This is a genomic window from Acidovorax sp. K2F (genome assembly GCF_025246485.1).
GTDB lineage: Bacteria > Pseudomonadota > Gammaproteobacteria > Burkholderiales > Burkholderiaceae_C > Acidovorax > Acidovorax delafieldii.
In genome coordinates this window covers 18793-40540 of the sequence record NZ_JAOBSQ010000010.1, presented here as the reverse complement: position 1 = coordinate 40540, position 21748 = coordinate 18793, and the positions used below count along the sequence as shown (strand labels likewise).

Sequence of the window (21748 nt, the reverse complement as noted above, 5' to 3'; positions counted from 1 at the left end):
GATACCTGGAGTTGGTGTGTCGCACATCCGCCGCCTTGTGCAACCCTACGCCAGGTTTCCGGAGCCCAACCTACAGAAATCGGAGAATCGTCCAAGCTCATGAATTGTGGGAGTATCTGTAGAGCCTTGTGAAGGTTCTACACGGTTGGTACTGTCCCTCCATCGATCACGTGCTCCGAGCCCGATACCGATGCTGCGCGAGGAGACACCAGGAAGGTAATCAGGTCGGCAACTTCCTTTGGCGTGGCAGGCCGCCCGACCGGAATTCCGCCGAGCCAGTCCATGACCATCTTCTTCCCGCCCTCATAGTCCGTGCCTGCTTCGGCGCCCATTCGCTCGGCGAATACCACCGAAGCCTCAGTTTCAATCCAGCCCGGCGAAACGCGCAGAACGCGCACTCCTTTCGGTGTGACCTCCTTTGACAAGGATTTGCTGTAGGTCGAGAGGGCACCCTTGGCGGCGGCGTACGCGGTCGTTGACTCCGGAAGTGGAAGCACACGCTGTATCGACGTCACATGCAGGACAACCCCTGTACCCTTGGCCAACATGGCGGGCAACAGCGCACGGTCAAGACGCACTGCTGACATCAGGTTCAGATTCAGCTCACTGAGCCACACAGCGTCATCCAGTGCCGCAAAACCACCTGCCGGAGCGGTCGAGCCTCCGACGGAGTTGATCAGGATATCGACACCGCCCCACTGCTCCTTCACCACGCGCGCCAGTTCGCTCACGCCTTCCGCCGTCGTGAGGTCAGTCTGGACGTAAGTCACACCTTCAAGCGGCCTGTCTGGTGCAGAGCGCGCAGTTGTCATGACCTGCACTCCGACTTCCTGGAGGCTCTTCACGACGGCAGCTCCCAAACCTTTGGTGCCGCCGGTAACCAGGGCGCGCTGGCCTTTCAATTGAAGATCGAAGTTCATGCTGTGACCTCCAGCAATGAAATCAGGCCGCGTTCCAGGCGAAAGCGATAGGACAGATTGATAGGGCTGCCAGGGAAGTTGCCTGTGACCTTGGCGTGGACGATCTGGAGGCCCCCCTCACTTGCCAGCGCAAACGGCACCGTCGTTGCGCTGTACTTGGCGGATGCCTCGGCCATAAAGGCCGTGATGGCTTCGACGCCGATGTAGGTGTGGCCATCGTCCTTCATGACCGCTTGCGGTGTGAAACAACACCCCAAGGCCTCAGGGTTGTGCTCAGCCGCGAAGTACGCGGCAATGGGTTCAGGAAGAGTCGAGGGGTGCATGCTGGTGCTCCGTGTGTTGAATGAAGCCTAAGGATGCGTGCCGTAGTGAAATAAGTGAATCATCTATAATTCGAATGAGCTATGTAGCAAGGAATACATAATGCGCGGGTTCGAATTTGCTGAGCTAAAAGCTTTTGCTGCCGTGGTCGAACGCAAGAGCTTTGCCCGCGCGGCTGAACATCTGGGCCTTTCGCCGTCTGCGCTCAGCCAGACCATTCGACAGCTCGAAGCCCGGATCGGCACGCGCCTTCTGAATAGGACGACACGAAGCGTCTCGCCCTCTGCAAGTGGCGAACTGCTTTATGGGCGCATAGCCCCATTGTTTCGGGAAATGGATGCAGCAGTCGCTGAAGCCACCGAGGCTGCAGGGCACACCACAGGCACGCTTCGCATCAACACGCTGGGGATCGCAGCGAGAACCATCATTGCACCCAGGCTTTCACGCTTCCACCAGACCTATCCTGAAGTGCTGCTCGACATCGTGGTCGACGACGCTCTGGCAGATATCGTTGTGGGCCGCTTCGACGCGGGCATCCGCGTGGGTGGACGACTTGAGAAAGACATGATTGCCGTGCGTCTCAGCCCAGACCTGAACATGGTTGCAGTAGCTTCTCCAGGCTATCTGGCTGCGCGAGGGGTCCCTAAGACACCCGCCGATTTGCATAGCCATGCATGCATTAACTGGCGGCTCCAGATGGACGGCAGACAGTACCGCTGGGAGTTCGAAAAGAAGGGCCAAAAACTGGAAGTCGCGGTGGATGGGCCGGTCGTCACCAATCACGCTGACATTGGCATCGCTGCTGCGCTGAACGGGCTCGGCATTGCTTATCACTTCGAACGAGATGGTGTGGCCGAGCACTTGGCCCACGGCAGGTTAGTCCAGGTCTTGGCGGACTGGTCGATCTCACGCCCCGGGCTGTTCCTCTACTACCCGAACAGGCATCATCGACCAGCGCTCTTGGGTGCATTTATCGACTGTCTCTTGGACAGAGATTTGGACATAGGACGCAAAGCTGGGTAGTCCAAGTTGTAGCCCGAGGGGCCCATGCGCCTAATTGTGCAGTTGATTGCGCATTGAATTTGGTCGGCTACTTCGAGGTTGGTCGTTCAAGGTAGTGGATTGACTGAACGAACAAGCAACTCCGTTCAAATGTGCACGCGATCGCGCAGATCTATGCCTGGTTGATGCCATTGCTGAGCCTCGTTGGGAGGATATGGCGATGAGATGATGCACAAGGTAGAAGGTGCAATAGATAAAGCGGGGCCGTTCGGTCAACCCTTTTAGGAGTAGATGAGCAATCCCAACGCGGGAACAACCACCAGATCCTGCTCGTGGCCGGTAGTGAAGAACGCCCCTTCTTTGCCAACTGCGCGCTGAGCCTGCTCCAGCAATTCAGGCGGTTCACCTGCGCAGCTCTGCCCGCGGAACAGCTGGTCATGCGCATCGGTCAGCGTGGCTTGCCACGGCTGGTATTGGTGATAGGGCTTGCCATCCCGCCCAAGCTGGGCCGCGTCGAAGTAAGCCAGGCCCTGGCGACGAATGCGCGCCAGGTTGTCTTCTGAAAGCCGGAAGATTGCGTATCCACACCCCTCTCGAAAACCAACGATCTCATCGTGGTGCAGAGCTTCCACCAGCTCGAATTGAGGAGGAATCGCCTGGCGATACAGCTCCACCTGCATATGGCTGCATCCTTTCACGGGCAGGAGTATCAGCACAAGCAGGGCGCAGGCCAAGAAGGTCAACCGCAGCGCGACGGTGGGCGGTTGATAACCATCCCAGCCAAACGATTCATGTCTGACTTGCTCGGTCGAGGCATTGTCTTTGGACCCCATCCAAATTTAGGCTCAATGGTCATAGTGCATCCAATGTCCGGTTGTGGCCGATAGTACTCATTCGATGACGCATCCCGTATGTCTGCAACCAGCCTGAAGCAGCCCATCCAACTCCCCGTAGCTCTTGCCAGTCAGCGCTTCAACCGAGGCGCTTGAAAACATGTACATCGGTGCACGGCTGTTTAGGGATCACCCTAAGGTGAAGATAAAACATGCACTGACCCTGACACTCATCCGTCTGCGGCAACCCTATGACCGCAACCAGCCGGGAGCTGCAATGGAAGCAATTCGGTTTCGGCCGATCGCAAAATAGTGTGCGCCCGCTTCCATTTTTAACATCTGTTCTAAGCGTTCCAAAGAACGACGGGCTGACGGCATACGCGGCAACTCCGCGCTAGCGATTCACCAAAATCTAAATTTGAATGGCGGAAAAACGAAATTAGAGTGGCGTTCCGCAGCGTTCCGCAGCGTTCCGCACCTTCGACCCCATGTTCTGAGGGGGTGTCTTGAAATGGCCACAAATGCCCGTATCATTAGCACTCACCGCAGACGAGTGCTAACACCACACTCCCTGCTGGCAGTTTGGTGGCCCCGGATGGCCGGGGCTGATTGAGTCCCTCAGCTTTTTACTGAAAACAGGAGCATTGCAATGAACCTTCGCCCTCTGCACGATCGCGTGATCGTCAAGCGTATTGAAAGCGAAACCACGACCGCTTCCGGCATCGTGATCCCTGACAACGCCGCCGAAAAGCCCGATCAAGGTGAAGTGTTGGCCGTTGGCCCCGGCAAGCGCAACGACAAGGGCGAAGTGCTCGCCCTGAACGTGAAGGTCGGTGACCGCGTTCTGTTCGGCAAGTACTCGGGCCAGACCGTCAAGGTCAAGGGCGACGAGCTGCTGGTCATGAAGGAAGACGATCTGTTCGCAGTGGTCGAGAAGTAATTCTCCCGCTGATTCGCTCATCTTTTCATAGCTGCTACCGCTTACTGGATAAGCGCTAGCGGCCAATTTGAACCCAATTTTCAGGAGCTCCAAAATGGCAGCAAAAGACGTAGTTTTCGGCGGCGAAGCCCGCGCACGCATGGTTGAAGGCGTGAACATCCTGGCCAACGCGGTCAAGGTGACTCTGGGCCCCAAGGGTCGCAATGTGGTGCTGGAGCGCTCGTTCGGCGCCCCTACCGTGACCAAGGACGGTGTGTCCGTGGCCAAGGAAATCGAACTCAAGGACAAGCTGCAGAACATGGGCGCCCAGCTCGTGAAGGAAGTGGCCTCCAAGACCAGCGACAACGCTGGTGACGGCACCACCACCGCTACGGTGCTGGCACAAGCCATCGTTCGCGAAGGCTTCAAGTACGTGGCCGCCGGCATCAACCCGATGGACCTGAAGCGCGGTATCGACAAGGCTGTGACGGCCCTGGTTGCCGAGCTGAAGAAGGCTTCCAAGCCCACCACCACCTCCAAGGAAATCGCCCAAGTGGGTTCGATCTCCGCCAACTCCGACGAAACCATCGGCAAGCTGATCGCTGACGCCATGGACAAGGTTGGCAAGGAAGGCGTGATCACCGTGGAAGACGGCAAGTCGCTGGACAGCGAACTGGACGTCGTGGAAGGCATGCAGTTTGACCGCGGCTACCTGTCGCCTTACTTCATCAACAACCCAGAAAAGCAATCCGCGATTCTGGACAACCCCTTCGTGCTGCTGTTCGACAAGAAGATCAGCAACATCCGCGACCTGCTGCCTACGCTGGAGCAAGTTGCCAAGGCTGGCCGTCCCCTGCTGATCATTGCCGAAGAAGTCGAAGGCGAAGCCCTGGCTACGCTGGTGGTCAACACGATTCGCGGCATCCTGAAGGTTGTGGCTGTGAAGGCTCCAGGCTTTGGCGACCGTCGCAAGGCCATGCTGGAAGACATCGCCATCCTGACGGGCGGCAAGGTCATCGCTGAAGAAGTGGGCCTGACGCTCGAAAAGGTGACGCTGGCCGACCTGGGCCAAGCCAAGCGCATCGAAGTGGGCAAGGAAAACACCATCATCATCGACGGCGCTGGCGCTGCTGCTGACATCGAAGCCCGCGTCAAGCAAGTGCGCGTGCAGATCGAAGAAGCCACGTCCGACTACGACCGCGAAAAGCTGCAAGAGCGCGTGGCCAAGCTGGCTGGCGGTGTGGCCGTGATCAAGGTGGGCGCTGCCACCGAAGTCGAAATGAAGGAAAAGAAGGCCCGCGTGGAAGACGCACTGCACGCTACCCGTGCAGCTGTGGAAGAAGGCGTTGTGGCTGGTGGCGGCGTGGCTCTGCTGCGTGCCAAGCAAGCTGTGGGCGACTCGATCAAGGGCGACAACGCTGACCAGGACGCCGGTATCAAGCTGGTGTTGAAGGCAGTGGAAGCTCCTCTGCGCGAAATCGTGAACAACGCCGGTGGCGAAGCCTCGGTGGTGGTGAACGCAGTGTTGGCTGGCAAGGGCAACTTTGGCTTCAACGCTGCCAACGACACCTACGGCGACATGCTGGAACTGGGCATTCTGGACCCCACGAAGGTCACCCGCACCGCTCTGCAAAACGCTGCCTCCGTGGCATCGCTGCTGCTGACGACCGAAGCCATGGTGGCTGAAGCCCCGAAGGATGACGCCCCAGCTGGTGGCGGCATGCCCGACATGGGCGGCATGGGTGGCATGGGCGGCATGGGCATGTAATTGCCTGCCCCCTGCGCAGCAGCCCCGTGTTGACTGCGCAGCCCACTACACAAAAGCCCGCAGGCCTTACGGTCTGCGGGCTTTTGTTTTTCTATGGGGCCAACTCGGGACACTGGCCTGCCATGGGTTTACTCCCCGCTGGGTTGCACCCACCAGTAAATCAGCACCAGCGTGCCGATACCGGTGAGGGACAGCAGCTGCCACCAGCCGGAGCGGCCAATATCGTGCAAGCGGCGAGCCCCCACGGCCAGCGCTGGCAACAGCAGGGCCAGCGCGGCAATGCCATACAGCACCTGGCTGATCATGGTGGCAATCACCAGCACCCCGAACTGAAACAGCGCAAACCACCAGAACTCAGAGCGTGGTGCACGGCCCGAAAACCCTGCGTACTGCGCGAAGCAGCTTTTGACAGCCGAAACAAAATCCATAGCGAATTCCCTCTCTTGAACAATCATTGCTCGGTCACGGGGTATCCCCGCGTGGCCATGATAGAGGGGCGCCGCGACAAGTCCAGCCAACTCGGCACGCGCAGCGGAGACACCGTACCGCTGGCGCCACGGTGTCAGCGTCTCTTTTGCTCTTATTTTGATAGCTGTTAGTGCATATTGCACTAGCGCACCAGGCGCTTTTGGCTGCAAACCCAGCGCCCAGAGCCCCTCAAGCCGCCTTGCGCAATGCCTGGGTGTCGCGCGCCAGCTGGGTGATGCGCGCCCAGTCGCCCGCGCGCACCGCATCGGTGGGCGTAAGCCATGAGCCGCCCACGCAGCGCACATTGGGCAGTGCCAGGTAGTTGGAGGCAGTGGCGTTGGTGATGCCACCCGTGGGGCAAAAGCTCACCTGGCCAAACGGGCTGGCCCAGGACTTGAGCAGCGGGATGCCGCCCACGGCCTCGGCCGGGAAGAGCTTGAGGAACGAGAACCCATCGGCCAGCGCCGCCATGATCTCGCTGGATGTGGCCACACCGGGCAGCAGCGGCAGGTTCAGGCCCTTGCAGGCGGTGCCCACGGCCGAGGTATAACCGGGGCTCACGGCAAAACGCGCACCGGCTTCGCTCGCGCGGCGCGCGTCATCAGCGTTGAGCACCGTGCCCACACCCACCACAGCTTCGGGCAGATGGCGGGCGATGGTTTCGATGGCGGGCAGACCGGCAGCGGTGCGCAGCGTCACCTCCAGCACCTTCACGCCACCGGCCAGCAGGGCCTCGGCCAGGGGCAGCGCGTCTTCCACGCGGTCGATCACGATGACGGGGATGACCGGGCCATGGCTGGCGATGTCGAGGGGATTCATGGGGGCGGAAGCAGGGGTTACAGCCATGTGCAGGCTCCTTGTTCGGCACCGCCTGCGTGGCGGCGAAAGTTGGTGAAGAGTTCGCGGCCGAAGCCGATGGGTGATGGGGCGCTGCAGCGCTCCGGGGCGCGTGCGGCCCACTCGGCGTCGTCCACCAGCACATCGAGCGTGCCAGCCACCGCATCCACCCGCACGATGTCGCCATCACGCACCTTGGCCAGCGGGCCACCGGCCAGGGCCTCGGGCGTGACGTGGATCGCGGCCGGTACGCGGCCGGAGGCGCCGCTCATGCGGCCGTCGGTGACCAGCGCCACCTGGAAGCCCTGGTTCTGCAGCACTGCCAGCGGGGGCGTGAGCTTGTGCAGCTCTGGCATGCCGTTGGCCTGCGGGCCCTGAAAGCGCACCACGGCCACCATGTCCTGGTTCACCTCGCCCGCGCTGAAGGCTGCGAGCAGGGCTTCTTGCGAGTCAAAAACTCGCGCTGGGGCTTGGACGATGTGGCGATCTTCGGGCACGGCCGACACCTTGATCACCGCGCGGCCCAGGCGGCCTTGCAGCAGGCGCAGACCGCCGGTGGGTGAGAAGGGTTCGCTCACGGACCGCAGCACCGAGGTGTCGCCCGACACCGCCGGGGCGCTCTTGCCGCCATCGGCAATGCCGCCCGCGTTCACGCTCATCGCATCAGGGTGCATCAAGCCACCCGCCAGCAGCTCACGCAGGATCCAGGGCGGGCCGCCCGCCGCCTGGAACTGGTTCACATCGGCATCGCCATTGGGGTACACGCGGGCCAGCAGGGGCACCACCGACGAGAGTTCGTCAAAGTCCGTCCAGTCGATCAGGATGCCCGCGCTGCGCGCAATCGCCACCCAGTGGATCAGGTGGTTGGTGGAGCCACCCGTGGCCAGCAGGGCCACCATGGCGTTGACGATGCAGCGCTCGTCCACCAGCTTGCCGATGGGGGTGAAGCGGTTGCCCCGCTTGCCGATGTCGAGCACCGTGCGCAGCGCCTGGCGCGTGAAGGCCTCGCGCGCCTCGCTGCCGGGCGACTCGAACGCCGCGCCGGGCACATGCAGGCCCATGGCTTCGAGCAGCATCTGGTTGCTGTTGGCCGTGCCGTAGAACGTGCAGGTGCCAGGGCTGTGGTACGCGGCCGATTCGGCCTTGAGCAGTTCGTCACGGCCCACCAGGCCCTGTGCGTACTGCTCGCGCACCTTGGATTTTTCCTTGTTCGACAGGCCTGTGCCCATGGGGCCTGCGGGCACAAACACGCAGGGCAGATGGCCGTAGTGCAGCGCGCCAATCAACAGGCCGGGCACGATCTTGTCGCACACGCCCAGCAGCAGTGCACCATCGAACACATCGTGGGACAGCGCTACCGCAGTGGCCATGGCAATGGCATCGCGGGAGAACAGCGACAGCTCCATGCCGGGCGTACCCTGCGTCACACCGTCGCACATGGCGGGCACGCCGCCGGCCACTTGCACCGTGGCACCGAGCTGGGCGGCCTCATCACGCAGGATAGCGGGGTAGCTCTGGTACGGCTGGTGCGCCGAGAGCATGTCGTTGTAGGCCGTGACGATGCCGATGTTGGGCGCCTTCTCGACCGTGACCTTGAACTTGTCCGAGCCCGGCAATGCCGCGTAGGCGTGGGCCAGGTTCGCGCAGCCCATGCGGTCTTGTGCGGGCTTGCGGGCAATCATGGCGTCAACGCCGGCAAGGTAGGCGCCGCGGGTGTCTGCGCTGCGCTGGACAATGCGCTCGGTCACGCGCGCTACAACTGGATGCATGGAAGTCTCCATCGGTGGGTGGCAGGACCCCGTGCATTGCGCCAGGGTCGTTATCTGAGGCCCTAGAATGTAACTCGATAACCACCCCAATTCAACCCATGTCCCTGCAAACCTTGCCCTTGCCGCCGTCCGAACTGGGTGAATCTCCCTTCTGGCACCCCACGGAAAAATCCCTTTACTGGTGTGACATTCAGGGACAAGCGGTGCACGCATGGCATCCTGACAGCGGCCACCACCGACAGTGGCGCATGCCCAGCGAGCCCGGCTGCTGCGCGCCTGCGGCTGATGGGCGATTGGTAATCGGGTTACGAAACGGTTTCTATCTCCTGGATACGGCCAAGGACAGCGCAGACCCCACCGCCCTCAGCTGCCTGGCCCTGCTGCCGCCCGAGCAGCATGACACCACGGTCCTGCGCCTGAACGACGGCCGCTGCGACACCGCAGGCCGCTTCTGGGCGGGCTCGGTCATCACGCCCCGCACCGCACCGAACGCGGCACTGTGGTGCCTGCAGGCCGACCCGGCCAGCGCCACTGGCTACCGCGTGCGCTACATGATGGGCGACAACTTCACCGCGAATGGCCTGGCCTTCAGCCCCGACAACCGCACGATGTACTGGTCGAATACGCCCGAGCACCGCATCGACCAGTTCGACTTCGAGGTGGTCACGGGCGAGGTCACCAACCGCCGCCCCTGGGTGCAGTTCGACCGCAAGGTGGACGGCCAGCCCTACGGCGGGCGGCCCGATGGGGCTGCGGTGGATGTGGAGGGGAACTACTGGGTGGCGATGTACGAAGGCGCGTGTGTGGTGCAGCTTTCGCCAGCGGGTGAGGTGTTGCAGCGCATTGCCGTGCCGGTGCAGTGTCCGACCATGGTGTGTTTTGGAGGGGAGGATTTGCGGACGCTGTTCATTACGTCGGCGCGGGCGGGGAGGCCTCCTCAAGAGCAGCAGGCAGCGGTTGCAGCAGGGTCGCTGTTCAGCATGCAGGTGGAAGTGGCTGGGCTACCGGTAAATTTCTTCAAGGTGTGAAAAGCGACGAGCAACTGGTCGCAGTGGGACACAAAGGCCAGCGCTCCATCACCAGCCCGCCAACGCGCCGATCTCCTCGCGCACGATCCGATAGCTGAGGCGGTCACTGACCAACCTTGCACCCAGGCTCTCGTAAAACGCAATGCCCCGGGCGTTGGACGACTTGACCGACCAGTCGATGCGGCCACAGCCGTTGTCCAGCGCGTATCGCGCCACCCATTGCATCAAAGCCAGGCCAATACCTTGGCTCCGATGGTGCGGAGAAACAAACAGCTCCTTAAGTACACACTGCCGCTGGTGGGCGGGCTCGGGCTCCACCAACGAATACACCAGGTAAATGGCGGCAAACCCCAACAACTCGCCGCCGAGTTCTGCCGTCACCAGCCGAATCTGAGAGTGGGGTCCGCACAGGTTGTCCAACAGGTGGTTGCGCACAAGGACCCGGTCGAGCACCCGGCCCGGGTGGTAGTGATCATGCAGCGCAAGCAGCAAGTCCACCATCTGCTCCTGTTGCGCCGGGGTCAGCAAACCGACTTCCATGTTTCCTCTCTTGCTGGACCGGATGGTTCCGATGGGGTGAGCTTACGCCGACAGGGCGACTCGCTGCCGGTCAGCCCTTCTCAGCCCCCAGCCCCAGCGCTCCCAACACGTCATAACACGCCCCCATGTTGTGATAGTCCACCTTCCCCGCGTTGCTCTTCTCGCGGGTGGTGTTGCGGTTGTTGCGGTGCAGGATGCGAAACCACGCGCCATGTTCGTGGTCCACAAAGTGGGCCCAGCAATAGACCCATATGCGGTCGTACCACTGCCAGTAGCGCGCATCCCCCGTGCGCACGGCCAGCACCGCTGCAGCCGCCATGCTCTCGGCCTGCACCCAGTGGTATTTGCCGTCGTCGCAGATGCTGCCGTCGGGCGCCATGCCGTAGTACAGGCCGCCGTGTTCGGCATCCCAGCTCCGCTCCACAGCGGTATCGAACAGGCGCTGCGCACACGGCAGGTGCCATTCGGCGGGCAGCAAGGCGTCGAGTTGCAGCAGCAGCTTGGCCCATTCGGTCTGGTGGCCGATCTGGTAGCCCCAGGGGCGGAAGATGTTGCTGCGGTCATGGCGGTTGTAGTCCCAGTCCACGGACCAGTCGGCATGGAAGTGCTCCCACACCCAACCTTCGGCAGCGGGCGCAAGGGCGCGGGTGGACAACGCGGCCTGCCGCTGGCAGATACCTTGCGCGAGTTGCTCGGCACGCTCGATGTAACGACGCTCGCCCGTAGAGCGGAAGGCGGAGATCATGGCCTCGCAGGCGTGCATGTTGGCGTTCTGGCCTCGGTAGCTGGTCACCTGCCACTCGGGGCTTGCCTCGTCGGCATACAGGCCTGCGGCAGGTTGCCAGAAGTGCTGTTCGGCAGTTTCAAAAGCCTCAGCCAGCCAATCGCGGGCCTCGGGCACTCCGGCCTCGCAAGCGCGGGCATACGCCAGCATCACAAAGGCCATGCCGTAGCAGTGGCGCGTGGCGTCTTGCACGGTGGTGCGGCCATCCTGCCAGTCGATCAGCCAGGCGTAGCCGCCCGTGGCAGGGTCGAGAAACGCGGTGCGCAGGAACGTGAGCGCGTGCCGCATGCCCGCCTGATAACGCGCCTCCCCCGTGGTGCGGTAGAGCATGGCGTGCGTGACCACAAAACGCGTGGCGCTGACAAGGTGGCGGGTGTGCGCGTTGTAAACCGTGCCGTCGTCCAGAAAGAAGTGGAACTGGCCACCGCTCGCGTCCGTGGCCACGGGGTCGTAGAACGCCATGGCGTCACGCAGATGCTGGCGCAAAAAGGCAGCGGAGCGGAAGTCCGGATAGGGCGGAATCGCCATGGGAAGTGTCTCCTGATGCGTTAGCTGTCGACCAGAAACTGTGCCGGCTTCTGCCGGCAGGGCGCCCGGTCTTCCGCCAGAGCGACCCCGAGGACTTTGCTGTGCCGCGAAGGTCAGGCAGGGCTGCGCAGCAAGCCCAGCAGGCCAGCGGTGGAGCCATCGAGCCCCGCCACATCACCGCTCTCCAGCCGCGCCTCCAGGTCCTTGGCCAGCACCTTGCCAAGTTCTACGCCCCACTGGTCAAAGCTGTTGATGCCCCACAGGCTGCCGCTCACAAACACGCGGTGCTCCTGCAGTGCAATCAGCGCGCCCAGCGATGTGGGGGTGAGTGATTCGAGCAGCATCAGGGTGCTGGGGCGGTTGCCCGGAAAGTGCCGGTGGCCGTCGTCGCTGGCCTTGCCCACCATCAGCGCCTGCGTCTGCGCCAGCGCGTTGGCCAGCAGCTTTTGCTGGTGGCCGGGCAGCGGGTGCGAGGCCTTGCGCACTGCGACGATCTCCAGCGGCAGCACATCGGCGCCCTGGTGCAGCATCTGGAAGAACGCGTGCTGGCCGTTGGTGCCGGGCTCGCCCCACAGCACGGGCGATGTGACGCAGGCCAGCGCGCTGCCGTCTTGCGCCACGCGCTTGCCGTTGCTCTCCATCTCCAGCTGCTGCAGGTAGGCCGAGTAGCGCCCCAGCGCGGCGTGATACGGCGCAATGCAGCGGCTGGTGAAGCCGAGGAAATTGCGGTACCAGACATCGAGCAGACCCAGACGCACCGGCAGGTTTTGCGCCAGCGGTGCGGTGCGGAAATGCTCGTCCATGGCGTACGCGCCCGCAAGGAAATCTCGGAAGCCTTGGGCACCGATCGCGATGGCAATCGGCAGGCCAATGGCCGACCACAGCGAGTAGCGGCCGCCCACCCAGTCCCAGAAGCCGAAGGTGGTGGTGATGCCAAGGGCCGCTGCGGCCTCGATGTTGGTGGTAAGCGCCGCAAAGTGGCGGGCCACATCGCGCCCCCCCTGGGCACCAAACCACGCCAGGGCCGAGCGCGCGTTGGTCATGGTCTCGGCCGTGGTGAAGGTCTTGGACGCGACCAGGAACAGCGTGCTCTCGGGCCGCAGGCCCTTGAGCACGTAGTGCAGCTCGTGCCCGTCCACGTTAGACACAAAGTGAAAGCGCTTGCTGGGGATGCGGAACTCTTCGAGCGCGCGCACGGCCATGTGCGGGCCCAGGTCCGACCCCCCGATGCCAATGTTCACCACGTCGGTGATGGTGGCATCGCTGCGCACCTGCTCGGCGTACTGCAGCATGGCATCAAGCGTGTGGTGCACGTCGGCCAGGCGCTGTGCGGTATCGGGCACATCACCGGGCAGAGCCATGCCCGCAGGGCGGCGCAGCAGCGTGTGCAGCACGGCGCGGTTTTCGGTGGTGTTGATGGCCTCGCCTGCAAACATCGCATCGCGGTGTTGCACCAGGCCGCAGTCGCGGGCCAGATTCAGCAGCAGGGCTTCGGTATCGCGGTCCCACAGGTTCTTGGACAGGTCAGCAAACACATGCGGAGCCGACTGGCTGAAGGCTGCAAACCGCTGGGCATCCTGCGCAAACGCCTGGCGCATGTCCAGGTGCTGGCCGTGGGAGGCGTAGTGGGCGGCCAACTGGGGCCACAGCGCAGACTGGTCGCAACGGAGAGGCATGGTCATCAAACGGGTAAGGTGAAAAAGCGCCGGAATAGTAACTTGATTACACGACAAAGTGGCCTATTAACAGGTTCTTTTGGGTTACAAGCAGTAGATACAAGGCACTCCTCTTTAGAAAATCATGTAACGTGATTACAATCCCACGCAACAAAACGAACCACCCCATCACGGAGACACCATGAGTTTTGACCTCGTCCTGTTCGGCGGCACCGGCGACCTTGCCTGGCGCAAGCTCATGCCCGCATTGTTTCAGGCATTCCGACATGGCACGCTGCCTGAGGGGGGGCGCATCATCGCGGTCGCACGCGACGACCTGAGCGACGAACAATACCGCAGCCTGATCCAGTCGCGGTTCGACAGCGTGGAACTGGCCAAGCGCCCCAGCCCGGACGAGTTTGCACGCTTCGCGGCACTGCTGCATTACCTGCGCATGGACCTGTCCAAAACCCAGGACTACGAGCGCCTGGCCGAGACGCTGAAGGCGCGCGGCGCCGACTCGGTGGTGATGTATGTGGCCACAGCCCCCAGCCTGTTCACCAATGTGTGTGAACAGATCGCCGCGGTGGGCCTGAACGGCCCCACCACCCGCGTGGTGCTGGAAAAACCCCTGGGCCACGACCTGCAGTCCAACCGCGCGATCAACGACACGCTGCGCCGCGTGCTCAAGGAAGAGCAGGTCTTCCGCATCGACCACTACCTGGGCAAGCCATCCGTCCAGAACCTGTTTGCGCTGCGTTTTGGCAACGCGCTGTTCGAGCCCCTGTGGCGCCGCGAAACCATTGCCAACATCCAGATCACGATTGCCGAGGAGCTGGGTGTGGAGTCGCGCGGCGCGTTCTACGACCAGACCGGCGCACTGCGCGACATGGTGCAGAACCACGCGCTGCAGCTGCTGTGCGCGATCGGCATGGAGCCCCCCATCAACTCCAGCGCCAACGCGATCCGTGACGAAAAGCTCAAGGTGCTGCAGTCGCTCAAGCCCTGGACGCTGGAGACCATCGGCCAGCACGTGATCCGTGGGCAGTACGCGGCCGGCAACCACCAGGGCCAGCCCGTGCCCGGCTACGCGCAAGAGAAAGGCGTGGCCGCCAGCAGCACCACCGAGACCTTTGTGGCGCTGCGCACCGAGATCAGCAACTGGCGCTGGGCGGGTGTGCCGTTCTACATCCGCACCGGCAAGCGGCTGGCGGGGCGCGACGCGCACATCGTCATCAACTTCCGGCCCGTGCCCCACCCCATCTTCAAGACGCCTGCAGGCGCCGCCAACCGGCTGGTGATCAATTTGCAGCCCAAGGATGGGCTGGAGCTGCACCTGATGGCGCAGGGCGCCGCCCAGCACCAGACCGAGCCCGCGCTGTCGCAGGTGCACCTGAACCTGGACTTTGACCAGCGCTTTGGCACCGAGCGCGTGGGCGCCTACGAGCGCCTGCTGCTCGATGTGATCGCTGGCCGCCTGAACCTGTTTGTGCGCAGCGACGAGCAGGAAGAAGCCTGGCGCTGGGTGGAACCCATCCTGCAATACTGGAAGAACGACCCTGCAGGCCCCCGCCCCTACCCTGCCGGTAGCTGGGGCCCGCGTGCCGCGAGCGCGATGATTGCGCGCGACGGGTATTGCTGGAGCGAGGAGATGTGAGAGCCTCGCGTCCGGCGGCTGCAGACCTTCGCAGCCTCGGCCGCCGGGCCTTGTTTTCTTAGGTCTGCGCAGCCTCGCTGTGCAGCCACGACAGAAACGCCTCCACCGCTGGGCGCTTGGCGTGCCGCTCGGGGTACACGGCGAAATGCGCCTTCACCCGCACGGCCTGGTCCATGCCGAACGGGGCCTTCAGCCTGCCATCGGCCAGGTGCCCACCCGCGTTGACGGCGCTCTCTAGCGCCACGCCCAGGCCCTGTGTGGCGGCGTCCAGGGACATCTGGGCGCGGTCAAACCGCAGGGAGAAACGGTCGGGTGCCCGCAGCTTGGTGAACCGGCCAAACCAGTCGGACCACTGCACGATGCTGACGTTGCTCTGGATCAGCGGCAGGTCCAGCAACTGCTCTGCGCGCTTGAGCTTGTGCGCCTTGATGAAGGCCGGGCTGGCCAGCGGCACGATCGCCTCCTCGAACAGCGGCTCCACCACCAGATCGCCCCACTGCGGAATGCCGTAGCGGATGTCGATGTCGGCCTGGCCCAGTGCGAAATCGCTGGGTGTGTGGGCGGCCGAGAGGTTGAGCGATATCTCCGGGTAGGCCTGTGCAAAGTGGTGCAGGCGCGGCATGAGCCACAGACTGGCAATGCTGGGTGCCGAGTGCACATACAGGCTGTTGCGGATGCCATGACGCAGATCGTCCGTGGCCGTGGCGATGGCGTTGAGCGCTGCACCCACGTGCATCAGGTAATGCTCGCCCGCAGGGCTCAGGCGCACCCCGTGGGCGCTGCGTTCGAACAGGCGGATGTCCAGCTGTGCCTCCAGTCGCGAAACCTGGTGACTGATGGCCGAGGCCGTGAGGTTCAACTCCGCCGCTGCCAGTGCAAAGCTGCGGCGGCGTGCCACGGCCTCGAAGGCCTGCAGATTGGCAATGGGCGGCAAGGTGGGCATGGGGTGAACCCTGACGTTAGATGACGGAATGTCATCTTACGCTGATGATTCATCGCTTGTCATCATCTTGAGCGGCTTTGAGAATCGGCTCCCAGAACAGGAGACACCGCTTCGACAGCCGCCCTCACCGGCAGCGTGCAAGTCTCCTGCACCTTCACACCACAGGAGACAAAACACATGCTGCTCAAGAACCAGGTTGCCATCATTACCGGAGGGGCGGGACTCAACGGCCTCGGGTTTGCCACCGCCCGCCTGATGGCCGAGCAAGGCGCCAAAGTCGCCATCCTCGACCTCGAAGCCGCCGACCCCGCAGGCGCCGCCGCGCGGCTGGGCGAGGGCCACCTGGGCCTGGTGGCCGATGTGACCGACAAGGCATCGTGCGATGCCGCCGCCGCCCAGGTGTATGCCCATTTCGGCCGCATCGACACGCTGGTTAACAACGCGGGCATCACCCAGCCCGTCAAGACGCTGGAGATCACGGGCGCCGACTACGACCGCATTCTCAACGTCAGCCTGCGTGGCACGCTGTACATGTCCCAGGCTGTGCTGCCCACGCTGCGTGCACAGCAAAGCGGCTCCATCATCTGCATCTCGTCGGTGTCGGCCCAGCGCGGCGGCGGCATTCTGGGCGGGCCTCACTACTCGGCCGCCAAAGCAGGTGTGCTGGGCCTGGCCCGCGCCATGGCCCGCGAGTTTGGTCCCGAGAACATCCGCGTCAACTGCATCACCCCCGGCCTGATCGGCACGGACATCATCAAGGGCAAGCTGACCGAAGAGAAAAAGGCCGAGATCGCGGAAACCATTCCACTCGCCCGCCTGGGCCGGGCCGATGACATTGCCGGAGCCTGCGTGTTTCTCGCCAGCCCGCTTTCGACTTATTGCACCGGCATCACGCTCGATGTGAACGGCGGCATGCTGATCCACTGACCGCCCTCACGACCTCTCAACAAACATAAACCAGGAGACAAACCATGCAACGCAAAACCTTCACCCGCACCCTGCTGACAGCCGCTGCTTTGGCGGTGGCACTGCCCGGGCTCGCGCAGGCGCAGACCATGAAGCTCACGCTGGGCCATGGCGCTGCCCCCGGCAATCCGCGCCACGAGGCCGCTGTCAAATTCGCTGAAACCCTCAAGGCCAAGACCGCAGGCCGCATCGAGGTGCAGGTGGCGCCATCCGCCCAGCTGGGCGACGACGCTGCCATGGTCACGGCCGTGCGCACCGGCGCGCTGGACATGACGGCGAACTCGCAAGGCGCCGTGTCGGTGGCCGTGCCCGAGTACGCCGCCTACGGCATGCCGTTCATGTTCTCCACCCCCTCGCAGGCTTTCAAGCTGCTTGACGGCCCACTGGGCCAGGAGCTGGCACAGAAGTCGGCCGACAAGGGCATAGTGGTGCTGGGCTATTGGGACAACGGCATCCGCCACATGACCAACAGCAGACGCCCCATCACCAAGGTCGAAGACATGAAGGGCTTGAAGATGCGCACCCCGCCTGACGCAGTGCTGGTGGACATCATGCAAGCGCTGGGTGCCGAGGCACAGCAGATCAAGTTTGCCGAGCTGTACGTGGCGCTGCAGCAGGGCGTGGTCGATGGGCAGGAGAACCCGCTGGTCAACATCCACGCCAGCAAGCTGTACGAAGTGCAAAAGCACCTGGCACTGACGAGCCACATGTTCCAGATGACGCCGTTCCTGATGAGCAAGCGCACCTGGGACCGCCTGTCCGACGCCGACCGCAAGGCCGTGACCGAAGCGGCTGCCGAGGCCACGACACTGCAGCGCAAGATGTCGCAAGAGGCCGACGACAAGCTGCTGGACGACCTCAAGGCCAAGGGCGTGCAGGTGACCACGGTGGACAAGGCCGCGTTTGCCAAGGCCACGGTTGCGGTGGACGCCAAGTGGCTGACCACGCCCATCGGCCCGTACCTCAAGAAAGTCATCGCCGCCGCGCGCTGACCGTTCGGGGCGCTGCGGCGCCTGTCCTCATTTCCCCGAAGCCGCTGCACGGGCCCCGGCCCTGCAGCCCAAGGAGTCTCCCGATGAACCTCATCGAATGGGCCGTTGTCGGCTTATGCCGAGTGCTGCTGTGGATCAGCACGTCCGTCATCTTCATCATCCTGGTGGCCAACACCGTGTTGCGCTACGCCACCGGCACCAGCCTGCAGTGGGCCAATGAGGTGCCGGAGTTGCTGTTTCCGTGGCTGGTCATGTCTGGCGTGGTGCTGGCGGCAGCGCACGGTGCCCACATCACCACCAGCTTTCTGATGGACGCCGTGCCCCCCGCGCTGCGCCGCTGGGCGGCCATCGGCAGCTGGCTGGTGGTGGCAGCGCTGTACGGCACGCTCGCCCGCGCCACCTTTCAGATGCTGGAGATCGTCCACGACGAGAAGTCGCCCATCCTGCAGGTGCCCGGGTCGCTCACCTATGGCTGCGTGATGGGTGGGCTGGTGATGCTGGCGCTGCTGGCGCTCAAGTCAGCCTGGAACGCCTGGGCCACGCCACCGGTGCCCAGCGCGCCCGATGCCGAGACCGCCGTGCCCGAGGCGCACTGGTAAGCCCCGCCCCCCTGCCAAGGATCTCACCATGAGTGCCCTCATTCTTTTTGTCTTTCTCGGTGCGGCCGTGCTGGCCATGCCCATCGCCCATGCGCTGCTGGTCGCGGCCATGACCGCCGCCGCCACATCCGACCGCGTGCCGCTCGACCTGCTGGTGCAGCAGATGGTGGCGCAGGTGCAGAGCTTTCCGCTGATCGCGATCCCGTTTTTCATGCTCACCGGCTCGCTCATGATGGGCGGGCGCCTGGGGGCTGCGCTGGTGGGCGTGCTCAGCACGCTGATCGGTCGCTTTCACGGCGGGCCCGCGCAAGTGGGCGTGCTGTCGTCCACGCTGTTCGGTGGCGTGTCGGGTTCGGCCGTGGCCGATGCCTCGGCCATCGGCTCGCTGCTGATTCCCTGGCACAAGCGCCTGGGCTATCCGCCCGCTTTTTCTGCCGCCACGCTGGCTGCAGCGGCCACCATCGACATCCTGATCCCGCCCTCGATCCCGATGATTCTGTTCGCCCTGACGGCCAATGCCTCCATTGCGGCACTGTTTGTCGCGGGCATCCTGCCCGGCATCCTGATGTGCGTGGGCTTTATGTTCATGTGCAGGTGGGTCGGCAAGCGCCGCAACTTCCCACGCGACACCACCCCCATCAACTGGAGTGAATTCCGCGTGCACCTGCTGTACTCGTCGCCCGCGCTGCTGCTGCCGGTGCTGATCGTGTTGTTCCTGCGCTTTGGCATTGCCACACCCACCGAGGTGGCCGTGTTGTCCACGCTGTACGCCGCTGCGGTGTCGGTGGTGGTGTACCGCGACCTGTCGCTCAAGCGCCTGAACGATGCCGTGGTGCATGCGGGACTGGCGACCGGCGTGGTGCTGCTGGTGATCATGGCCTCTGCCGCCATCGGCTGGCTGCTGACCTACGACCAGATGCCCACGGGCGTGGCCCACTGGATCCAGCAGAACGTGAGCCAGGGCTGGATCGTGATCCTGATCATGAACCTGCTGATGCTGTTCATCGGCATGTTCATCGACCTGCCGGCCGCCGTGTTGCTGCTGACCCCGGTGTTCCTGCCCCTGGCCGAAAGCATTGGCATGGACCCGGTGCAGCTGGGAATCATGATGGTGGTGAACCTGGCTGTGGGGCTCTACACCCCGCCGGTGGGCACCACGCTGTTCATCACCAGCGCGCTTGCCAAGGTCAAGGTGGGCCAGACGGTGCGCGAGCTGGGGCCGTTCTACTTTGTGGCCTTCCTGGTGCTGGCGCTGGTGTCTTACGTGCCGGCCTCGATCCTTCGCTGACCGCTTTTCTTCCCCGCTTTCACACAGGAGAACTCCATGACTTCCGCCGCAGACAAACTGCAGGCGCTGGCCCGGTGCGCCCATCGCATCCGCCGCTACGCCGTTCGCATGGGTGAGGTTCAGGGCCAGGGCTACATCGGCCAGGCCTTGGGCTGGGCCGATGTGCTGGCCGTGGCCTACGGCCACGCGCTGAACCTGCAGCCCCAAGACCCCACCTGGGAGGGGCGGGACCGCTTCCTGCTGTCGCACGGCCATTACGCCATCGCCCACTACGCGGCGCTGATCGAAGCAGGCGTGATCCCGCAGGACGAACTCGAAACCTACGGCAGCGACGACAGCCGCCTGCCCATGAGCGGCATGGCCACATACACACCGGGCATGGAAATCTCGGGTGGCTCGCTGGGCCAAGGCCTGGTGATCGGTGTGGGCATGGCGCTGGGCCTCAAGCAGAAGAAAAACCCCGCGTTCGTCTACAACTCCATGAGCGACGGCGAGCTGGACGAAGGCTCGACCTGGGAGGCCGCCATGTCGGCGGCCCACCACCAGCTCGACAACCTGATCTGTCTGGTGGATATCAACAACCAGCAAGCTGACGGCCCCAGCAGCAAAGTGCTGGGCTTCGAGCCGCTGGCCGAGAAGTGGCTGGCCTTTGGCTGGCATGTGCAGCGTGTCGATGGCAACGACCTGGCTGCCGTACTGGCGGCCTTTGACACCGCGCGAAATCTGACAGGGCCCAAGCCGCGTGTGATCCTGTTCAACACGCTGATGGGCAAGGGCGTGCCCTTCCTGGAGACGCGTGACAAGAACCACTTCATCCGTGTCGATCCGCCCGAGTGGCAGCAGGCCCTCGCCATCCTCGACCAGAACGCCCCCGAAGGAGCCGCCGCATGAACACCGCTGCCGAGAAAAAACCGCGCCTGACCACCTCCGCCATGATTGCCTCCATTGCGGGCGAAGGGCAGCGCGTCAAGGCTGCACCGTTTGGCAAGGCGCTGGTCGAACTGGCCGCCACCCGCCCCGAGATCGTGGGAATGACCGCCGACCTGGCCAAGTACACCGACCTGCACCTGTTTGCGAAGGCCTACCCGGAGCGCTTCTACCAGATGGGCATGGCCGAGCAGCTGCTGATGGGCGCTGCGGGCGGCATGGCCAAAGAAGGGTTGATTCCCTTTGCCACCACCTACGCCGTGTTCGGCACGCGCCGCGCGTACGACTTCATCCACCAGGTGATCGCCGAAGAAAACCTGAACGTGAAGATGTGCTGCGCGCTGCCCGGCCTGACCACCGGCTATGGCCCCAGCCACCAGGCCACCGAAGACCTGGCCATGATGCGCGGCATCCCGGGCCTGACCATCATCGACCCCTGCGATGCGCTCGACATCGAGCAGGCCGTGCCGCAGATGGCCGCCCATAACGGCCCTGTCTACATGCGCCTGCTGCGTGGCAATGTGCCGCTGGTACTGGACGAGTACAACTACCAGTTCGAGCTGGGCAAGGCCAAGCGCCTGGTGGATGGCGACGAGGTGCTCATCATCTCCAGCGGCTTCCTGACCATGCGTGCGCTGGAGGTGGCCAAGGCGCTGCAGGCCGACCGCATCGGCGTGGGCGTGCTGCACTGCCCCACCATCAAGCCACTCGATGTAGCAACCATCCTGGCCGAGGTGCAGCGCAAACCGCGCCTGGTGGTGGTGGCGGAGAACCATTCGGTGGTTGGCGGCCTGGGCGAGGCTGTGGCCAGCGCGCTGCTGCAAAACAGCGTACAGCCCGCGCGGTTCCGCCTGGCGGGGCTGCCCGATGCCTACCTGGATGCGGGGGCCCTGCCCACGCTGCACGACCGCTACGGCATCAGCACCGAGGCACTTTCGGCGCGCGTCAAGGCGTGGTTGAAATAAAACTGAAGCCCTGGGAGGCAGGTCCGCACCCTTAGCGCC

Annotated in this window: 21 protein-coding genes; 11 read left to right on the top strand and 10 right to left on the bottom strand. The window is 63.6% G+C overall.

Annotation, left to right across the window (positions count from 1 at the left end):
• Positions 1-137: 137 nt before the first annotated feature.
• Together N4G42_RS04675 and N4G42_RS04670 are read right to left on the bottom strand one after the other, a co-directional pair.
• The gene (locus N4G42_RS04675) at positions 138-920 is read right to left on the bottom strand and encodes an SDR family oxidoreductase (protein WP_260666347.1); all 783 of its coding nucleotides are present in this window, start codon (positions 918-920) and stop codon (positions 138-140) included.
• Positions 917-1243: a nuclear transport factor 2 family protein gene (locus N4G42_RS04670; RefSeq protein ID WP_260666346.1), complete on the bottom strand. Its 327-nt coding sequence runs from the start codon at positions 1241-1243 to the stop codon at positions 917-919. Before N4G42_RS04670 ends, N4G42_RS04675 begins: the two co-directional genes overlap by 4 nt.
• Positions 1244-1343: 100 nt before the next feature.
• Between N4G42_RS04670 and N4G42_RS04665 the strand changes: the two genes are divergently transcribed.
• Positions 1344-2264: a LysR family transcriptional regulator gene (locus N4G42_RS04665; RefSeq protein WP_260666345.1), complete on the top strand. Its 921-nt coding sequence runs from the start codon at positions 1344-1346 to the stop codon at positions 2262-2264.
• Between the two features lie 260 nt (positions 2265-2524).
• Here N4G42_RS04665 and N4G42_RS04660 read toward each other — a convergent pair whose 3' ends face one another.
• Positions 2525-3076, bottom strand: a complete 552-nt coding sequence (locus tag N4G42_RS04660; RefSeq protein WP_260666344.1) for a hypothetical protein — start codon at positions 3074-3076, stop codon at positions 2525-2527.
• A 649-nt stretch (positions 3077-3725) separates the two neighbouring features.
• Here N4G42_RS04660 and N4G42_RS04655 point away from each other — a divergent pair.
• Complete coding sequence (locus N4G42_RS04655; RefSeq protein WP_056058492.1) at positions 3726-4016, top strand: co-chaperone GroES; 291 nt, start codon at positions 3726-3728, stop codon at positions 4014-4016.
• Between the two features lie 94 nt (positions 4017-4110).
• Positions 4111-5763, top strand: coding sequence for a chaperonin GroEL (gene groL, locus N4G42_RS04650; protein ID WP_108498884.1), 1653 nt, complete (start codon positions 4111-4113; stop codon positions 5761-5763).
• 128 nt (positions 5764-5891) lie between these two features.
• Here the strand turns inward: groL and N4G42_RS04645 are convergent, their stop codons facing one another.
• The 3 genes from N4G42_RS04645 to edd form a co-directional block, all read right to left on the bottom strand.
• Positions 5892-6191, bottom strand: a complete 300-nt coding sequence (locus tag N4G42_RS04645) for a DUF805 domain-containing protein (protein ID WP_056744079.1) — start codon at positions 6189-6191, stop codon at positions 5892-5894.
• Between the two features lie 229 nt (positions 6192-6420).
• Positions 6421-7077 (bottom strand): bifunctional 4-hydroxy-2-oxoglutarate aldolase/2-dehydro-3-deoxy-phosphogluconate aldolase, encoded by a 657-nt coding sequence (eda, locus tag N4G42_RS04640; protein WP_313771898.1) that lies wholly within the window; start codon positions 7075-7077, stop codon positions 6421-6423.
• Complete coding sequence (gene edd / locus N4G42_RS04635; protein ID WP_260666341.1) at positions 7068-8837, bottom strand: phosphogluconate dehydratase; 1770 nt, start codon at positions 8835-8837, stop codon at positions 7068-7070. Before edd ends, eda begins: the two co-directional genes overlap by 10 nt.
• Positions 8838-8935: 98 nt before the next feature.
• Between edd and N4G42_RS04630 the strand changes: the two genes are divergently transcribed.
• Positions 8936-9865: an SMP-30/gluconolactonase/LRE family protein gene (locus tag N4G42_RS04630; RefSeq protein WP_260666340.1), complete on the top strand. Its 930-nt coding sequence runs from the start codon at positions 8936-8938 to the stop codon at positions 9863-9865.
• A gap of 48 nt (positions 9866-9913) precedes the next feature.
• Here the strand turns inward: N4G42_RS04630 and N4G42_RS04625 are convergent, their stop codons facing one another.
• The 3 genes from N4G42_RS04625 to pgi all read right to left on the bottom strand — a co-directional run bounded on the left by N4G42_RS04625 (position 9914) and on the right by pgi (position 13399).
• The gene (locus tag N4G42_RS04625) at positions 9914-10405 is read right to left on the bottom strand and encodes a GNAT family N-acetyltransferase (RefSeq protein ID WP_260666339.1); all 492 of its coding nucleotides are present in this window, start codon (positions 10403-10405) and stop codon (positions 9914-9916) included.
• A gap of 70 nt (positions 10406-10475) precedes the next feature.
• Positions 10476-11717, bottom strand: a complete 1242-nt coding sequence (locus N4G42_RS04620) for an AGE family epimerase/isomerase (RefSeq protein ID WP_260666338.1) — start codon at positions 11715-11717, stop codon at positions 10476-10478.
• Between the two features lie 113 nt (positions 11718-11830).
• Entirely contained in the window at positions 11831-13399 is a 1569-nt protein-coding gene (pgi, locus tag N4G42_RS04615; RefSeq protein WP_260666336.1) for a glucose-6-phosphate isomerase, read from the bottom strand.
• Positions 13400-13574: 175 nt separating this feature from the next.
• Here pgi and zwf point away from each other — a divergent pair, with 175 nt between their 5' ends.
• On the top strand, positions 13575-15029 hold the full coding sequence (gene zwf, locus N4G42_RS04610) for a glucose-6-phosphate dehydrogenase (RefSeq protein WP_099731175.1): 1455 nt from the start codon (positions 13575-13577) through the stop codon (positions 15027-15029).
• Between the two features lie 58 nt (positions 15030-15087).
• Here zwf and N4G42_RS04605 read toward each other — a convergent pair whose 3' ends face one another.
• Positions 15088-15972 carry a LysR substrate-binding domain-containing protein gene (locus N4G42_RS04605; RefSeq protein ID WP_099731176.1) on the bottom strand — a complete coding sequence of 295 codons (885 nt, stop codon included), beginning with the start codon at positions 15970-15972 and terminating at the stop codon, positions 15088-15090.
• 177 nt (positions 15973-16149) lie between these two features.
• On the opposite strand from N4G42_RS04605, the gene N4G42_RS04600 reads away from it, so the two are divergent.
• From N4G42_RS04600 to N4G42_RS04575, 6 genes are all read left to right on the top strand, one after another.
• Positions 16150-16899: an SDR family NAD(P)-dependent oxidoreductase gene (locus N4G42_RS04600; protein WP_099731177.1), complete on the top strand. Its 750-nt coding sequence runs from the start codon at positions 16150-16152 to the stop codon at positions 16897-16899.
• A 44-nt stretch (positions 16900-16943) separates the two neighbouring features.
• A complete protein-coding gene (locus N4G42_RS04595) occupies positions 16944-17930 on the top strand; it encodes a TRAP transporter substrate-binding protein (protein WP_260666333.1) in 987 nt (328 codons plus the stop codon).
• Positions 17931-18013: 83 nt separating this feature from the next.
• A complete protein-coding gene (locus N4G42_RS04590) occupies positions 18014-18529 on the top strand; it encodes a TRAP transporter small permease (protein WP_192422394.1) in 516 nt (171 codons plus the stop codon).
• Between the two features lie 28 nt (positions 18530-18557).
• Positions 18558-19817, top strand: coding sequence for a TRAP transporter large permease (locus N4G42_RS04585; RefSeq protein WP_260666332.1), 1260 nt, complete (start codon positions 18558-18560; stop codon positions 19815-19817).
• A gap of 36 nt (positions 19818-19853) precedes the next feature.
• Positions 19854-20708, top strand: coding sequence for a transketolase (locus N4G42_RS04580; protein ID WP_260666331.1), 855 nt, complete (start codon positions 19854-19856; stop codon positions 20706-20708).
• Entirely contained in the window at positions 20705-21709 is a 1005-nt protein-coding gene (locus tag N4G42_RS04575) for a transketolase family protein (protein ID WP_260666330.1), read from the top strand. Before N4G42_RS04580 ends, N4G42_RS04575 begins: the two co-directional genes overlap by 4 nt.
• Positions 21710-21748: the final 39 nt, after the last annotated feature.

Bases quoted from the DNA above. Each gene is read 5' to 3' on its own strand.
- N4G42_RS04580 (WP_260666331.1), top strand. From the start codon at position 19,854: ATGACTTCCGCCGCAGACAAACTGCAGGCGCTGGCCCGGTGCGCCCAT.
- N4G42_RS04665 (WP_260666345.1), top strand. From the start codon at position 1,344: ATGCGCGGGTTCGAATTTGCTGAGCTAAAAGCTTTTGCTGCCGTGGTC.
- N4G42_RS04625 (WP_260666339.1), bottom strand. From the start codon at position 10,405: ATGGAAGTCGGTTTGCTGACCCCGGCGCAACAGGAGCAGATGGTGGAC.
- groL (WP_108498884.1), top strand. From the start codon at position 4,111: ATGGCAGCAAAAGACGTAGTTTTCGGCGGCGAAGCCCGCGCACGCATG.
- N4G42_RS04600 (WP_099731177.1), top strand. From the start codon at position 16,150: ATGCTGCTCAAGAACCAGGTTGCCATCATTACCGGAGGGGCGGGACTC.
- zwf (WP_099731175.1), top strand. From the start codon at position 13,575: ATGAGTTTTGACCTCGTCCTGTTCGGCGGCACCGGCGACCTTGCCTGG.
- N4G42_RS04585 (WP_260666332.1), top strand. From the start codon at position 18,558: ATGAGTGCCCTCATTCTTTTTGTCTTTCTCGGTGCGGCCGTGCTGGCC.
- N4G42_RS04590 (WP_192422394.1), top strand. From the start codon at position 18,014: ATGAACCTCATCGAATGGGCCGTTGTCGGCTTATGCCGAGTGCTGCTG.
- edd (WP_260666341.1), bottom strand. From the start codon at position 8,837: ATGCATCCAGTTGTAGCGCGCGTGACCGAGCGCATTGTCCAGCGCAGC.
- N4G42_RS04660 (WP_260666344.1), bottom strand. From the start codon at position 3,076: ATGGGGTCCAAAGACAATGCCTCGACCGAGCAAGTCAGACATGAATCG.
- N4G42_RS04655 (WP_056058492.1), top strand. From the start codon at position 3,726: ATGAACCTTCGCCCTCTGCACGATCGCGTGATCGTCAAGCGTATTGAA.
- pgi (WP_260666336.1), bottom strand. From the start codon at position 13,399: ATGACCATGCCTCTCCGTTGCGACCAGTCTGCGCTGTGGCCCCAGTTG.
- N4G42_RS04595 (WP_260666333.1), top strand. From the start codon at position 16,944: ATGCAACGCAAAACCTTCACCCGCACCCTGCTGACAGCCGCTGCTTTG.
- N4G42_RS04605 (WP_099731176.1), bottom strand. From the start codon at position 15,972: ATGCCCACCTTGCCGCCCATTGCCAATCTGCAGGCCTTCGAGGCCGTG.
- eda (WP_313771898.1), bottom strand. From the start codon at position 7,077: ATGGCTGTAACCCCTGCTTCCGCCCCCATGAATCCCCTCGACATCGCC.
- N4G42_RS04670 (WP_260666346.1), bottom strand. From the start codon at position 1,243: ATGCACCCCTCGACTCTTCCTGAACCCATTGCCGCGTACTTCGCGGCT.
- N4G42_RS04575 (WP_260666330.1), top strand. From the start codon at position 20,705: ATGAACACCGCTGCCGAGAAAAAACCGCGCCTGACCACCTCCGCCATG.
- N4G42_RS04630 (WP_260666340.1), top strand. From the start codon at position 8,936: ATGTCCCTGCAAACCTTGCCCTTGCCGCCGTCCGAACTGGGTGAATCT.
- N4G42_RS04620 (WP_260666338.1), bottom strand. From the start codon at position 11,717: ATGGCGATTCCGCCCTATCCGGACTTCCGCTCCGCTGCCTTTTTGCGC.
- N4G42_RS04645 (WP_056744079.1), bottom strand. From the start codon at position 6,191: ATGGATTTTGTTTCGGCTGTCAAAAGCTGCTTCGCGCAGTACGCAGGG.
- N4G42_RS04675 (WP_260666347.1), bottom strand. From the start codon at position 920: ATGAACTTCGATCTTCAATTGAAAGGCCAGCGCGCCCTGGTTACCGGC.